The sequence below is a fragment of the Terrabacter tumescens genome, from assembly GCF_014646815.1.
Taxonomy (GTDB): Bacteria; Actinomycetota; Actinomycetes; order Actinomycetales; family Dermatophilaceae; genus Terrabacter; species Terrabacter tumescens.
Genome location: NZ_BMNZ01000001.1, coordinates 544,576 through 558,121 on the forward strand (window position 1 = coordinate 544,576; position 13,546 = coordinate 558,121).

Annotated in this window: 13 protein-coding genes; 8 read left to right on the forward strand and 5 right to left on the reverse strand. The window is 71.8% G+C overall.

The window, feature by feature from the left end:
• The first annotated feature begins 204 nt into the window (after window positions 1-204).
• The 7 genes from IEY30_RS02540 to IEY30_RS02570 all read left to right on the forward strand — a co-directional run bounded on the left by IEY30_RS02540 (window position 205) and on the right by IEY30_RS02570 (window position 6,900).
• Entirely contained in the window at window positions 205-1,431 is a 1,227-nt protein-coding gene (locus IEY30_RS02540) for a substrate-binding domain-containing protein (RefSeq protein WP_030146230.1), read from the forward strand.
• Window positions 1,432-1,447: 16 nt separating this feature from the next.
• Window positions 1,448-2,182, forward strand: coding sequence for an ABC transporter ATP-binding protein (locus IEY30_RS02545; protein WP_030146229.1), 735 nt, complete (start codon window positions 1,448-1,450; stop codon window positions 2,180-2,182).
• Window positions 2,179-2,931 carry an ABC transporter ATP-binding protein gene (locus IEY30_RS02550; protein WP_052358114.1) on the forward strand — a complete coding sequence of 251 codons (753 nt, stop codon included), beginning with the start codon at window positions 2,179-2,181 and terminating at the stop codon, window positions 2,929-2,931. The genes IEY30_RS02545 and IEY30_RS02550 overlap by 4 nt, the downstream gene beginning before the upstream one ends.
• Window positions 2,928-3,812 (forward strand): branched-chain amino acid ABC transporter permease, encoded by an 885-nt coding sequence (locus IEY30_RS02555; protein WP_030146227.1) that lies wholly within the window; start codon window positions 2,928-2,930, stop codon window positions 3,810-3,812. The genes IEY30_RS02550 and IEY30_RS02555 overlap by 4 nt, the downstream gene beginning before the upstream one ends.
• Window positions 3,809-4,951 (forward strand): branched-chain amino acid ABC transporter permease, encoded by a 1,143-nt coding sequence (locus IEY30_RS02560; RefSeq protein WP_030146226.1) that lies wholly within the window; start codon window positions 3,809-3,811, stop codon window positions 4,949-4,951. The genes IEY30_RS02555 and IEY30_RS02560 overlap by 4 nt, the downstream gene beginning before the upstream one ends.
• Complete coding sequence (locus IEY30_RS02565) at window positions 4,948-5,877, forward strand: alpha/beta fold hydrolase (RefSeq protein WP_030146225.1); 930 nt, start codon at window positions 4,948-4,950, stop codon at window positions 5,875-5,877. The genes IEY30_RS02560 and IEY30_RS02565 overlap by 4 nt, the downstream gene beginning before the upstream one ends.
• 78 nt (window positions 5,878-5,955) lie before the next feature.
• Window positions 5,956-6,900: a DUF1254 domain-containing protein gene (locus IEY30_RS02570; RefSeq protein ID WP_030146224.1), complete on the forward strand. Its 945-nt coding sequence runs from the start codon at window positions 5,956-5,958 to the stop codon at window positions 6,898-6,900.
• 40 nt (window positions 6,901-6,940) lie between these two features.
• Here the strand turns inward: IEY30_RS02570 and IEY30_RS02575 are convergent, their stop codons facing one another.
• The 5 genes from IEY30_RS02575 to IEY30_RS02595 form a co-directional block, all read right to left on the reverse strand.
• Window positions 6,941-8,803 carry a helix-turn-helix domain-containing protein gene (locus IEY30_RS02575; protein WP_229674800.1) on the reverse strand — a complete coding sequence of 621 codons (1,863 nt, stop codon included), beginning with the start codon at window positions 8,801-8,803 and terminating at the stop codon, window positions 6,941-6,943.
• Between the two features lie 49 nt (window positions 8,804-8,852).
• Window positions 8,853-9,674, reverse strand: a complete 822-nt coding sequence (locus tag IEY30_RS02580; RefSeq protein WP_081920249.1) for a 3-hydroxybutyrate dehydrogenase — start codon at window positions 9,672-9,674, stop codon at window positions 8,853-8,855.
• A 167-nt stretch (window positions 9,675-9,841) separates the two neighbouring features.
• Window positions 9,842-11,371 carry a helix-turn-helix domain-containing protein gene (locus IEY30_RS02585; RefSeq protein WP_030146221.1) on the reverse strand — a complete coding sequence of 510 codons (1,530 nt, stop codon included), beginning with the start codon at window positions 11,369-11,371 and terminating at the stop codon, window positions 9,842-9,844.
• A gap of 61 nt (window positions 11,372-11,432) precedes the next feature.
• The gene (locus IEY30_RS02590) at window positions 11,433-12,293 is read right to left on the reverse strand and encodes an SDR family oxidoreductase (protein ID WP_030146220.1); all 861 of its coding nucleotides are present in this window, start codon (window positions 12,291-12,293) and stop codon (window positions 11,433-11,435) included.
• A complete protein-coding gene (locus tag IEY30_RS02595) occupies window positions 12,290-12,763 on the reverse strand; it encodes a nuclear transport factor 2 family protein (protein ID WP_081920248.1) in 474 nt (157 codons plus the stop codon). The genes IEY30_RS02590 and IEY30_RS02595 overlap by 4 nt, the downstream gene beginning before the upstream one ends.
• A gap of 56 nt (window positions 12,764-12,819) precedes the next feature.
• Here IEY30_RS02595 and IEY30_RS02600 point away from each other — a divergent pair, with 56 nt between their 5' ends.
• Window positions 12,820-13,473 carry a TetR/AcrR family transcriptional regulator gene (locus IEY30_RS02600; protein ID WP_162180969.1) on the forward strand — a complete coding sequence of 218 codons (654 nt, stop codon included), beginning with the start codon at window positions 12,820-12,822 and terminating at the stop codon, window positions 13,471-13,473.
• Window positions 13,474-13,546: the final 73 nt, after the last annotated feature.

Below are 13,546 nucleotides of genomic sequence, written 5' to 3' on the forward strand. Positions count from 1 at the left end.
CAGCAGCCCGTCCCGTGACACCTCCCGGGGAATTGGTGATCCGACCCGCGACGGTGGGGGCGAGACACATGCCGAGATCGTCTTTGTGGCGTCCGGTCCCACCGCCGTCCGTTCGAGGCTGAACTACTTTCGCCGAAACGGTTGGGCGTCAACGGATCTCGTTGCAGCAAAGGCGCGAGCGCCCGCCAGAGGTGGAGGACATCGGTGTCCAAGCGGTGGAGTCTCGCGCTCGCGAGCGTCATGATCACGCTGTCGGTCGCGGCCTGCGGGTCTCCGGGCCAGCCGGGTGCACCGGCCGACAACGGCACGGCCGGCGCCGGGGGAGCGTCGGGCAACTCGGGCGCGCCGTACAAGGTCGGCCTCGTCTACTCCAAGTCCGGTCCGCTCGCCACCTACGGCCAGCAGTACCGTCAGGGCCTCACGGCCGGCATCGACTACGCCACCAAGGGGACCGGCGCGGTCGCCGGCCGCACGATCTCGATCACCGAGCAGGACGACGCGGGTGACCCCGCCAAGGCCGTCGCCTCCGCGACCGACCTCATCGGACAGGGCAACACGATCATCGCCGGTTCGACGTCGAGCGGCGTCGCCCTGCAGGTGGCCCCGCTGGCCAAGGACAACAAGGTCCTCTTCATCTCGGGTCCGGCAGCGGCCGACGCCGTGACGGGCGCGAACCGCTACACCTTCCGCTCGGGGCGCCAGACGTACCAGGACGTCGCGACCGCGGGCAGCATGCTCGGCGACGTCAAGGGCAAGAAGGTCACGGTCCTCGCCCAGGACAGCGCCTTCGGCAAGGCGAACGTCGCCGCGGTCACGGCCGTCCTCGGTGCGAAGGGTGCCACTGTGAGCTCCGTCGAGGTGCCGGCCGCCGCCACCGACCTGACGCCGTTCGCCACCAAGGTCAAGGGCGCCGCCCCGGACCTGCTCTTCGTCGCCTGGGCCGGTGCCAACGCCACCGCCATGTGGACGACGCTCGGGCAGCAGGGCGTCTTCGACACCACGAAGGTCGTCACCGGCCTCGACATCAAGGCCACGCACGCCCTCTTCGGCGAGGTGGCCACGAAGATCAACTTCCTCTCGCACTTCTTCGAGGGCGCGGCCGACAACGCGGCGTACCAGGCGCTCGAAGCGGGCCTGAAGAAGCAGGGCGCCACGGTCGACCTCTTCACCAACGACGGCTTCGTGGCGGGCCAGATGATCGTCCACGCGCTCGAGGCGGGTGGCGGCGACGTCGAGAAGATGGTGACCTCGCTCGAGGGCTGGAAGTTCGACGGCCCCAAGGGCTCGCTCGAGATCCGCGCCGAGGACCACGCCCTGCTGCAGCCGATGTTCACGGCGTCGCTGAAGAAGGACGGCAGCAACGTCGTCCCGCAGCTCGTCGACACGCTCGGGGCCGAGGCCGTCGCACCGCCCGTCACCCCCTTCAAGTGACCGGACACCACCGGTCGTGATCAGCGCACAAGCGGTCGGCTGGAAGGTCGGCGGCGCCCAGATCCTCGACGACGTCTCCCTGACCGTGGGGGCCGGTGAGCTGCTCGGCATCATCGGCCCCAACGGGGCGGGCAAGTCGTCGTTCGTCAACATCCTCAGCGGGGTGACGCGTCCGTCCAGTGGCCGGATCACCCTGCAGGACAGGGACGTCACGCAGGCAAGCGCCACGCGCCGAGCCCGGATGGGACTGGCGCGGTCGTTCCAGACGTCGGCCCTCTTCGACGGTCTCACGGCCGGGGAGAACGTGCGCCTGGCGGTTCAGGCGTCCGGCGCCGCGCCCTTCTCGCCGTTCCGCGCCGCGGGCTCGGCGACCACGGGCGTCATCGACTCGCTGCTGGACAGGGTGCGTATGCCGGGTCGCGCGGCGACGCTGGCGCGTGACCTCTCGCACGGCGACCGTCGCAAGCTCGAGCTCGCCATGTCCCTCGCGTCCGAGCCGGCGGTGCTGCTGCTCGACGAGCCGATGGCCGGGGTGTCGGCGGAGGACGTCGACGGGCTGACCGAGATCATCGGCGAGGTCCGCGACTCGGGGGTCGCCGTGGCGATGGTCGAGCACCACATGCACGTCGTCCTCGGGCTCGCCGACCGCGTCGCGGTGCTCCACCACGGCCAGCTGCTCGCGGTCGGTGCGCCGACCGAGGTGACGAGTGACGAGCGGGTCCAGCAGGCCTATCTGGGAGAAGCACTGTGACTGATCGGAACTCCTCGCCCCGTGACGGGGCGGGGACCGCCCCCGTCCTGGAGCTCGACGACGTGCACGTCCGCTACGGCGGTTCGCACATCCTCCAGGGGGTGTCCTTCGAGGTGCCGGCGACCGGCGTCACCGCGCTCCTCGGACGCAACGGCGTCGGCAAGACGACGACCCTCAAGGCGGTCATCGGGTTGGCGCCAAGGTCTGGCCGGATCCTGCTGCAGGGCAGCGAGATCCAGACGACATCGACGGCCAAGATCGTCCGCGGCGGCATCGGCTACGTCCCCGAGGACCGAGAGGTGTTCGGCGGCCTGACCGTCGACGAGAACCTCCGGCTCGTGGCACCCGACCAGGGCGTCGAGGCGCCCGTGGTCGGGCGGCTCTTCCCAGACCTCGTCGCGCGACGCGGACAGCGGGCCGGCACGCTGTCGGGCGGTCAGCAGCAGATGGTGTCGCTGGCCCGGGTGCTGCTGCGCGACAACGCCCTCCTGCTCATCGACGAGCCGACCAAGGGCCTCGCACCCAAGCTCGTCACGGAGGTCGCCGACGTGCTCGCGGAGGTGGCGCGGACCACCCCGGTCCTGCTCGTCGAGCAGAACCTGCCGCTCGTGCGCCGGATCGCCGACCGGGTCGTCGTCCTCGACGCCGGGAGGGTCGTGCACCGTGGAGCCGCCGCGGACCTCGTGGCCGACGCCGACCTGACCCGTGAGCTGCTCGGGGTCTCGATGCGGCGGGAGGGGGTGGCATGAGCGACCTCGTCCTCCTCCTCGCGACGGGCCTGGGCCTCGGCGCGCTCTACTTCATCGCCGCGAGCGGGTTGAGCCTCATCTACGGCCTCATGGGCGTGCTCAACTTCGCGCACGGCGCCTTCATGACCGCGGGCGCCTACGCCGCGTGGCTGACGATGGGCGCGCTGCCCACCGCCTGGCCCGTGGCCGGGCGGCTGCTCGTCGGGATCGCTGCAGGCGTCTGCGTCGGAGCGCTGGTGGGCCTCGTCGTCGAGGTCGTGCTGATCCGCCCCCTCTACCGCCACCACATCCAGCAGGTGCTCGTCACGGTCGGCCTCTCGCTCGCGGGTGTCGCTGCAGCACAGGGCATCTGGGGCGCGGACCCCCGAGCGGTGGACAAGCCCGTCTGGATGAGCGGGACGACGGACGTGCTCGGTGCCCGGCTGCCGAACGACCGCTTCGTCTACGTCCTCGTGGCCGGTCTGCTCTTTGCCGGACTGCTGGCGCTGCTGCACCTGACCCGCCTGGGCCTGGTCATCCGGGCTGGGGTCGAGAACCGGACCATGGTCGAGGCCCTCGGCATCAACGTGCACCGGACCTTCACCGTCGTCTTCGCCCTCGGCGGCGCCGCGGCCGGGCTGGCGGGCGTGCTCTACTCGCAGTACGCCGGGGCGGTCTCGCCGGCGCAGGGCGGCTCCCTGCTCATCTTCGCCTTCATCGTCGTCGTCATCGGCGGCATGGGCTCGCTGACGGGCACCGCGGTCGCCGCCGTGGTCGTCGGGCTCGTCCAGCAGCTCGCGAACTACTACGCCGCGAGCGGGGTCGGCGACCTGTCGGTCGTGCTCCTGCTCGCGCTGGTGCTCCTGCTCCGACCGACGTCCCTGAAGGGAGCGACGGCATGACGTCGCCGACCGACCACCTGACCGACACGCATACGTCCTCGGGCGAGGTCGCCGTCGACGACGACGACACAGCCGCACCACGTCCGGCAGGGCAGCGGCCGCAAGGGCGAGCTCACCTGCTCCAACGCCTGTTGCCCGTCGTCGTGCTCGCGGTCCTCGCCTATCTGCCGTACGTCCCCGTCGAGGTGCCCGGCCTGCTGCCCGGGCGGGTCAACGGCCCCGGTTCCCTGCAGCTGCTCGCCACCTGCCTCGTCGTCGGCGGCATCGCCCTGAGCTACGACGTCCTCTTCGGTCGCACCGGCCTGCTCAGCTTCGGGCATGCCCTGTTCGTCGCCGCGGGCAGCTACCTGCTGACCATCTCGCTCTCGACCTGGGACCTGCCGCTGCCGCTGGCGGTGCTGGCGGCCCTCGGCCTGTCGACCCTGCTCGCCCTCGTCGTGGGCGCCGTCGCGCTCCGGGTCGGCGGCATCGCCTTCGCCATGGTGACGCTGGCCTTCGCGCAGGCGGCCTCGATCATCGTCATGCGCAACCCCGGGGGAGTGACCGGAGGTGAGGAGGGTCGCCCGCTCGACCGCGACGCCGTGCCGGACCTGCTCGTGGGCGTGGTCAACGCGCCGTACCGCTACTGGCTCGCCCTCGGCTTCGTCGTCGTCGCGTGGGTCGCCGTGACCCTCCTCGTGCGGTCGCGGGCCGGCCACGCCATGGCGGCCGTCCGCGAGAACGAGCAGCGCGCCGCCGTGCTCGGGCTGGGCACCTACCGCGTCAGGCTCCTCGCGCTCGTCGCCGGCTCCTTCCTCGGCGCCCTCGGCGGCGTCGTCCACGCGCTGGTGCTCGGCGGGTCGAACCCGCACCTGACCACCTCCGAGTTCACGCTGTCGCTGCTCGTCATGGTCGTGCTCGGCGGTGCCGGCAGCCGGTGGGGGGCGCTGCTCGGGGGCGTGCTCTACACCTACGCCGACGCACGGCTCGTCGAGGTCAGCAGCTCCGCCGTGCTGCAGGGCCTGCCCGACGTCGTCCGTCAGGTGCTCTCGCAGCCGCTCTTCATCCTCGGCGTCTTCTTCATCGTCGTGGTCTACTTCGCTCCGTCCGGGCTGACCGGTCTCGGCGGCAGACTGATCAGGAGGTCAGGGTCTCGATGAGTGCCACACCGTCCGCCTTCGTCATCGAGCTGCCGGAGGGCAGCCTCGCCATCCACGACATCAGCCTCGGGTCTCCCGCGGCCGACGCCCCGGTCGTGCTCGCGGTCCACGGCATCACCGCCAACGGCCTGTCCTGGGCGCGCGTCGCGGAGGAGGTCGGCCGCCGGCACGGCCCCGGCGCCGTGCGGTTCCTCGCCCCGGATCTGCGCGGACGCGGTGACAGCCGCTCAGCCCCCGGTCCCTACGGCCTCGGAGTCCACGTCGACGACCTCACCTCCATCGCGACCGTCTTCGGATCGGCGCCCGTGCTCGTCGGGCACTCGATGGGTGCCTTCGTCGCGGCTCTCGCCGCGGCGCGCCACCCGGAGCGCTTCCCCGCCGCCGTCCTCGTCGACGGCGGCCTCGCCTTCCCCGTGCCGGACGACCTCGACGTCGACGCCGCGCTCCAGTCGGTCATCGGGCCGGCCATGGACCGCCTCTCGATGCGCTTCGCCGACCCCACGGCATACCTCGGCTTCTGGGCGGCGCACCCCGCCCTCGGGCCGGTGCTCGAGGGTCCCGGCGGGGACGCCGCGCGCGCCTACATCGAGCACGACCTCGTGCAGGACCCCGACGACGGCCAGTGGCGCAGCACGTGCGTGCTCGAGGCGATCCGCGCCGACGGGGCCGCCGTGATGGCCGACCGGGAGACTCACGCGGGCCTGCGGACGGCCGTCGGGCTCGGCGTCGGGGCCGAGCTCGTCTGGGCCGAGCGCGGCCTGCTCGACGAGCCGCAGGGGCTCTACGACGAGGCGCGGCTCGCGGCGCTCGGCGTGCCGGAGGGCGTGCGCACGACGAAGGTCGACGCCAACCACTACGACGTGATCCTCGGCGACCGTGGGGTCGCGGCCGTCGCGGACGCCCTGGACCGTCAGCTGCGCAGCTGAGGACCAGTCAGCCCAAGGCGGACGTTTCACCGCCTGAGGGTGATGCCGCGGGGGAACCTGCGTCCCCAAACTGCCGACATGAGCGCTCAACATGTCAACGCAGACAACTTCGTCCGGGCCGAGACCGACCGGATGTTCGCGGCCGTGCTCGCGGACGCCGGCGGCGTCAACAGGCTCAACCACAACCGGACGCCCACGCCTCTGGACCACCAGCCGGTGATCCGGATGAACCGCGACACCCTCTACAGCGCGGCGGTCGTCGACATCAGTGAGGGCGCCACGCTGACGCTGCCCGACACACAGGGCCGGTACCTCTCGGCCATGGTCGTGAACCGGGACCACTACATCAACGAGGTGCTCCACGAGCCCGGCGACCACGAGCTGACGACCGACCGCCACGACACCGACGTCGTGCTCGTCGCGATCCGCACGCTCGTCGACCCCGCGGACCCGGACGACGTCGCGGCGGTCAACGCCCTGCAGGACCGCATCCGCCTGACGGCCGCCGCCAGCCGGCCGTTCACGACTCCCGACTACGACGCGGCGTCCCTGGACCGCACGCGTGCGGCCCTGCTCGAGCTCGCCAAGGGCTATCCCGGCTTCGACAGGGCCTTCGGGTCGCGGCTGGAGGTCGACCCGGTGCGCCACCTCATCGGAACCGCCGCCGGGTGGGGCGGGCTGCCCTCCGGCGAGGCCACCTACGTCAACGTCGACCCCGGGCTGCCGGTGGGGGAGTACCAGCTGACGGTCCGGGACGTCCCCGTGGACGGCTTCTGGTCCATCTCGCTCTACAACTCGGACGGTTACTTCGACGACGACGGGAGCGCCGTGAGCCTCAACAACCTGACGGCGCAGCGGGATCCGGACGGGAGCGTGACCGTGCACTTCGGGGGGTGCGGCGACGGGCGACCCAACTGTCTCGGCATCAAGGAGGGGTGGAACTACCTCGTGCGCCTCTACCGACCCCGGTCCGAGGTGCTCGACGGGACGTGGGCGTTCCCGTCGGTGACGCCCGTGCCCTGACGCCTGGGCGGAGTGGCCCCGGCCGGACGTGGTCCGGACCTCAGGCCGGGGCCTGCAACGCCCGGAGGCGCAACGCGATCTGCAGCTCCAGGGACTGGTCGGGCTGCTGCCACGACTCGCCGAGCAGGGCCGTGATGCGCTCGAGCCGCTGCGAGACGGTGTTGACGTGGACGTGCAGGGTCCCTGCGGCGTGCCGCGGGCTCCCGCCGGCGGCGAAGTATGCCGCGAGCGTCCCGACGAGGTCGGTGCCCCGCCGCTCGTCGTAGTCGACGACGGGCCCGAGCAGCTTGCGGACGTACTCGTCGACGTCTGGCTCGGAGCCCACGATGAGCCCGGCGAAGCCGAGCTGCGTCGCGGCCGCGCCCTTGCCGCGGTGGCCGAGCGCGATGAGGGCCCCGACGGTCCGGTGCCCTTCCTCGTGCGCGTCGGCGATGTCGTCCACGTCGCTGACCGGCCCCACACCGGCGACGGTGACGCACGTGCGCTTGCCGATGCGCGCGGCCACGGCGCGGGCCAGGCCGTCGGCGTCGCTGCCGGGCACCAGGGCAACGACGTCGCCGTCGTGGGTGCCGACGAGGGAGGCCTCGCCGGTGGCCGCGCTCGCCGAGATGAGCAGGGCCCGGTGGCCGCCGGGCTCCTCGCCCCGCAGCACGAGCAGGCAGAACGGCTTCTGCGGGTCGAAGCCCACGGTGCGCGCGAGCGTCAGCCGCTCCTCGCGCCCACCTCGCCTGCTGACGAGGTCGCTGACGAGCCGGTTGCGGGCCGACTGCCGCGCGTCGGCGGCCTGGCGCTCGAAGAGGAGCACGAGAGCCGTCACGACCCCTGCCCGTTCCACGGTGCGCTGGTCGGAGTCGCCCAGGGTCAGGCCGCCGACGTAGATGGTGCCGAGGCGTTCGCGGGCAGCGGTCACGGCGACGGCGTAGACGCCGTCGCGCTCGACGAGACGCCCGGTGCCGAGTCCCGGCAGGGCGTCGAGGGCCGCGACGGGGTCGTGGCCCGATGCGTCGGGCTCGGGGGCGGGGCCCGCTGCGCTGTGCCGTGCGCCGTTCTCGTCGACGAGGACGGCCCACCCGCCGAGCAGCTCGGCGAGGGCGTGCGTGATGTCGTCGACGCCGCCGCCGCCGAGCACGAGCGAGGCGAAGCGGTCGTGCGCGGCTGCTGCCTTCTCGACCCCGTCGGCGTAGTGCCGGACCGTCTCGTGGGCGTCGGAGAGCGCTGCCAGGGCGTTCTCGGCGTCCGCGAGGGCGCGGGTCTGCACCAGGGTGACGGCCGCGAGCGTCGCGAGGTTGCCGAGCAGGCCGACCTCCTCCCGGGTGAACGGTCGTGAGGAGCGGTTGGCCGCGAAGAGCACGCCGACGAAGTGCTTCTCGACGATGAGCGGGGTCCCGCAGATAGCGATGATGCCCTCCTCGCCGACCGCGCCGTCGATGGCGTTGGTGTGGCGGAAGCGCTCGTCGGCCCAGTAGTCGGCCGTCCAGTACGGCTTGTGCGTCGACGCGACGAGACCTCCGAGGCCCGCACCGAGCGCGAGGCGCACCGACTGGAACGCCGCCGAGACCGAGCCGTCGGTGGCGCGCATGAAGGTGTCGCCGGCCTCGGGGTCGTAGAGGGTGAGGTAGGCGAGGTCGGTGCCGACGAGCCGGCGCGCGCGTCGCACGATGGCGTCGAGGACCGAGCCCGGGTCGCTCTCGGTCGCCAGCTCGCGTGCCGTGTCGAGCAGGGCCGCGAGCCCGGCCTCACGGTGCTGGTGCACCTCGCGCGCGCCCGTGATCCGCAGCGCGAGGTCACGGGCCTCCGCGGGGGCCTCGGCGGCTGCGATCTCGGCGACGGAGGCGTCGGCGGCCAGCAGCTCGAGCAGGTGGATGACCTGTTCTGCTGTCGACGTCTCGCTGCGGGTGACCACGGGCAGATCCTAGGTGGGTCGGGTCGGCGGGAGGTGGGGGAGACCGGCGTCAGTGCGCGGTCCAGCCACCGTCCATCGAGAAGGACGTCCCGCTCACCGAGCCGGAGGCGGGCCCGCACAGGAAGAGGGCGAGGGCCGCGACCTCGTCGGGCTCGACGAGCCGCTTGACGGCGACGGGCGCCAGCATGACCTTCTCGACCACCTCGGACTCGGGGATCTCGTGCGTGCGGGCCTGGTCGGCGATCTGCTTCTCCACCAGGGGCGTACGCACGTAGGCGGGGTTGATGCACGTCGAGGTGACGCCGTGCGGGCCACCCTCGAGCGCGACGACCTTCGACAGCCCTTCGAGGCCGTGCTTGGCGGTGACGTAGGCCGACTTGAACGCGCTGGCGCGCAGGCCGTGGACGCTCGAGACGTTGATGACCCGGCCCCAGCCGCGGTCGTACATGTGGGGAAGGCTCTGGCGGATGAGGCGGAACGGCGACACGAGCATGAGGTCGAGGATGAGGTCGAACCGGTCGAGCGGGAAGTCCTCGATGGGGCTGACGTGCTGGATGCCGGCGTTGTTGACGAGGATGTCGACCTCGGTCGGCAGCTCGGCGAGGGAGTCGAGGTCGGCGAGATCCGCCGTGATCGTCGCGATGTCCCAGCCGTCCGCCATGGCCGCGAGCCCGTCGGTGTCCCGGTCGACGGCGTGCACCTTGGCGCCGGCGCCCGCGAGCGCGCGGGCCACGCTGGCGCCGATGCCGCTGGCGGCCCCGGTGACGAGGGCGGTCCGGCCGGTGAGGTCGATGGGCTGGTTGACCGCCGTGGGGACCCTCAGGAGGGAGTCCGGGGCGTCGTCGCGGGCGTCGGTGCGGGCGTCGGGCATGCGGGAAGACTAGGGAGACGGGTGCGGGCCACCTGTGTGGTCACCGAACACAAAACCCCGGATCCCATGTGGAGACCGTCCGCCCCTGCGAACGACCACAACCATGCATGCCGCGACGGCCGGATCCGTGCGGACCCGGCCGTCGCGACGACCCCACGACCCGGCGCTCAGATGTCGCGGAAGACCTCGATCGTGGCGCCCAGGGCGTTGAGGCGCTCGGCGAGGTCCTCGTAGCCGCGGTTGATGACGTAGACGTTGCGCAGCACCGAGGTGCCGGGAGCGGCGAGCATGGCGAGCAGCACGACGACGCCGGGGCGCAGGGCCGGCGGGCACACGACCTCGGCCGCCCGCCAGCGGGTCGGGCCCTCGACGATGACGCGGTGCGGGTCGAGCAGCTGCACCTTGGCCCCGACCTTGGTCAGCTCGGTGAGGTAGATCGCCCGGTTCTCGTAGACCCAGTCGTGGATCATCGTGCTGCCCTCGGCGACGGCCCCGATGAGCGCGAAGAAGGGCAGGTTGTCGATGTTGAGGCCCGGGAACGGCATCGGGTGGATCTTGTCGGTCGGGGCCTGCAGCGGGCCGGGGATCGTCGTCAAGTCGACGAGACGCGTCTTGCCGTTGGCCGAGGTGTACTCCGGCGAGAGGTCGTACTTCATGCCCATGCCGTCGAGGGTCGCGAGCTCGATCTCGATGAACTCGATGGGCACCCGGCGGATCGTGATCGAGCTGTCGGTGACGACGGCGGCCGCGATGAGGCTCATGGCCTCGATCGGGTCCTCGCTGGGGGAGTACTCGACGTCGACGTCGATGTCGGCGATGCCGTGGACGGTCAGGGTCGTCGTGCCGATGCCCTCGATGCGGACGCCGAGCTTCTCGAGGAAGAAGCACAGGTCCTGGACCATGTAGTTGGGGCTCGCGTTGCGGATCACCGTCGTGCCGGCGTGCCGGGCGGCAGCCATGAGGACGTTCTCAGTGACGGTGTCGCCGCGCTCCGTGAGCACGATGGCCCGCTCGGGCGAGACGGACCGGTCGGAGCGCGCCTCGTAGAAGCCGTGCGTCGCGGTGACCTCGAGCCCGAAGGAGCGCAGGGCCGCCAGGTGCGGCTCGACGGTGCGGGTGCCGAGGTCGCAGCCCCCGGCATACGGCAGCTGGAAGGCCTCGTGCTCGTGCAGCAGCGGGCCGAGGAACATGATGACCGTGCGCGTGCGGCGGGCGGCCGCGACGTCGATGTCGTCGAGGTTGAGCTCGGCCGGCGGGATGATCTCGAGGTCGTTGCTGTCGGGGAGCCAGCGCGTGCGCACGCCGATCGAGGCGAGCACCTCGAGGATGCGGTTGACCTCCTCGATGCGGGCGAGGCTGCGCAGGGTCGTGCGGCCGCGGTTGAGCAGGGCGGCGCACAGGAGCGCGACGGCGGCGTTCTTCGAGGTCTTGACGTCGATCGAGCCGGTGAGCTTCTGGCCGCCGACGATGCGCAGGTGCTGCGGGCCGGAGTGGCCGAGCGAGACGAACTCCGAGTCGAGCGCGTCACCGATCTTGGCGAGCATGTCGAGGCTGAGGTTCTGCTTGCCCTGCTCGATGCGGGTCACGGCGCCCTGGGAGGTGCCGAGCAGCTCCGCGAGGTCCGACTGGGTCATCCCCTTGTGGCGTCGCGCGTCGCGGATGAGTCCGCCGATCCGGGTGAGGTAGGTCTGAGACACGACGTCGAGGCTAACTCATATATGAGTTATCGCAAGTCGGGCGTGGCCGGCCGTCTCACTTTCAGGGGGCCACGAGCGTGGACACGGGCGTCAGCGGGAGCCACGGGTGCTGCTGATGCCCGGGAACGGGGTCGGCGCGCATCGGGACCCGCTCCATCAGGAGTGCCTGCCGGGCGACCCGGGCAAGGCCCGGACGGACCGGCCGCAGGACGTTTCCGACCGCCCAGACCACAGGGGTCGGGATGTGAGCGGGACGACGGCCGGGCCTCGTCACCAGGCCGGCCAGGGCGGTCTCGGTGAGGTCCTCGCCCGCGACCTCGACGACCTGGCCGTGCAGGGAGGGGTCCGTGCAGGCTCGGGCGACAGCCACGGCGACGTCGTCGACCGCCACGAAGTTCACGGGGTTGCGGCCCCGGCCCAGGACCTTGGGGACGCCCGATCGGCCGGCCGTGCTGCGGAAGAGGTCCAGCCACATGTCCGCAAACGCGGTTGCGCGCACGATCGTCCACCCGAGCCCGTATGCCGCCGCCTCCTCCACGAGCGCCGCCTCCGCTGCTGCCTTCATCCTGAAGAGCTCGATGGGGTGGTCGTCCCGAGCACCCACGATCGACACGAGCACGATGTCAGCGCCCGTCTCGCGGGCGGCTCGGACCAGGTTGCGGTTGCCGTTGCGGTCGACGGTGGCAGGTGACTCGCCGGCGGCGGGGTCCATGCCGTGCACGGCAGAGACCACGACTCGTGAGCCCGCCAGCGCGGGGGGCAGCGACGCGGGGTCGCGCACGTCGGCGGCGACGAACTCCGCCCCGGGCACCGGCGTGACCGGTGCCGACCTCCCCGCGGCCCTCACAGGCAGCCCCTGGGCCACCAGGCGGGCGATGACGAGGCGTCCGAGCCTCCCGGTCCCACCGACCACGGTGATCATGGCTGCGAGGCTCGGTGGGTGCTGGTCTCGTCGACGGTGTTCCCGACGGAGGGAGCGTGTCCGGCCATGGCGGCGAACACCGCGTCGATGTCAGGGCCGCCCGGCTCGACCGGCGCGGCATACATGTGTGCGCTGCTGATGCGGCCGTCGGCGATGACGGCGATGAAGACCATCCGGGTCTCCAGTCGTCGGCCGTCCCACCGCGTGCCGACTTGAGTGCCCTCGAGCCAGAAGCCGGCGTCGGTGACGGCCTTGCCCTCCACGTCCAGGCGCACGTCGGGCACGGCGTTGAACACCGTGTTCCAGTTCTTGCGCACCTGGGCTGCTCCGGTGAAGGACCGCGCCGGGTGGACGGGGTCCGTCAGGGCGTAGGTCTCGGCGAAGCAGCCGACGAGGCCGTCCAGGTCATGCGCATTCACGGCTGCTACCAGTCGGTCCAGCACCTGGGTGGGAGTGCGAGTCTTGTCCATCAGGTCTCCCTTGCATTGGATACAGTCTCCTGTATCTATTCGAGAGGATGCTCCTCATGACGTCCGCCGTCAAGGGACCCATGGACGAAGGTCCAAGGCGTCGCTACGACGCCTCCGCTCGTCGCGCGCGCGCCGCCCAACGCCGCGACGCGGTCGTCGCGGCAGCCCGCAGTCTCTTCCTGGCCCGAGGCTTCGCCGCCACGACCCTCGCCGAGGTCGCGGCCGAGGCGGATGTCTCCGTCGAGAGCGTCTACAAGTGGTTCGGCTCCAAGGCAGGTCTGCTCAAGGCGGTCTGGGACCGGTCGCTGGCCGGTTCCGGACCCACCCATGCGGAGACGCGCAGCGACGCCGGGTCCCGTGCCGCCGCCGACGGGTCCGCCATCATCCGGAACTGGGCCCGCCTGGCGGCTGAGGTGGGTGCCGTGGGGGACCCTGTCCACCGGCTCGTCGAGAGCGCCGCCCACGTCGACCGCGAGGCCGCCGAGCTCCATGCCCAGATCGAGGGTGAGCGTGCCGCGCGCATGGAGCACAACGCGGCGTACCTCCTCGACGGCGGTTACCTGCGGGCGGACGTGACCGTGGAGCAGGCCCGGGACGTGCTCCTGCTCTACACGACGTTCTACGGGAGGCTCGTCACCGAAGGGGGCTGGACGTCCGAGCAGTTCAGCGCCTTCATCGAGCGGGGACTCGCGGCGCACTTGCTGCCGTGACGCAGGTCGAGCCCCTCCCGTCGCACGCGTTCGGCACGTGGGACGGGAAGGGCCCGGTCGCGGGTCCTCGTCA

Bases quoted from the DNA above. Each gene is read 5' to 3' on its own strand.
- IEY30_RS02555 (WP_030146227.1), top strand. From the start codon at position 2,928: ATGAGCGACCTCGTCCTCCTCCTCGCGACGGGCCTGGGCCTCGGCGCG.
- IEY30_RS02560 (WP_030146226.1), top strand. From the start codon at position 3,809: ATGACGTCGCCGACCGACCACCTGACCGACACGCATACGTCCTCGGGC.
- IEY30_RS02565 (WP_030146225.1), top strand. From the start codon at position 4,948: ATGAGTGCCACACCGTCCGCCTTCGTCATCGAGCTGCCGGAGGGCAGC.
- IEY30_RS02570 (WP_030146224.1), top strand. From the start codon at position 5,956: ATGAGCGCTCAACATGTCAACGCAGACAACTTCGTCCGGGCCGAGACC.
- IEY30_RS02580 (WP_081920249.1), bottom strand. From the start codon at position 9,674: ATGCCCGACGCCCGCACCGACGCCCGCGACGACGCCCCGGACTCCCTC.
- IEY30_RS02590 (WP_030146220.1), bottom strand. From the start codon at position 12,293: ATGATCACCGTGGTCGGTGGGACCGGGAGGCTCGGACGCCTCGTCATC.
- IEY30_RS02595 (WP_081920248.1), bottom strand. From the start codon at position 12,763: ATGGACAAGACTCGCACTCCCACCCAGGTGCTGGACCGACTGGTAGCA.
- IEY30_RS02600 (WP_162180969.1), top strand. From the start codon at position 12,820: ATGACGTCCGCCGTCAAGGGACCCATGGACGAAGGTCCAAGGCGTCGC.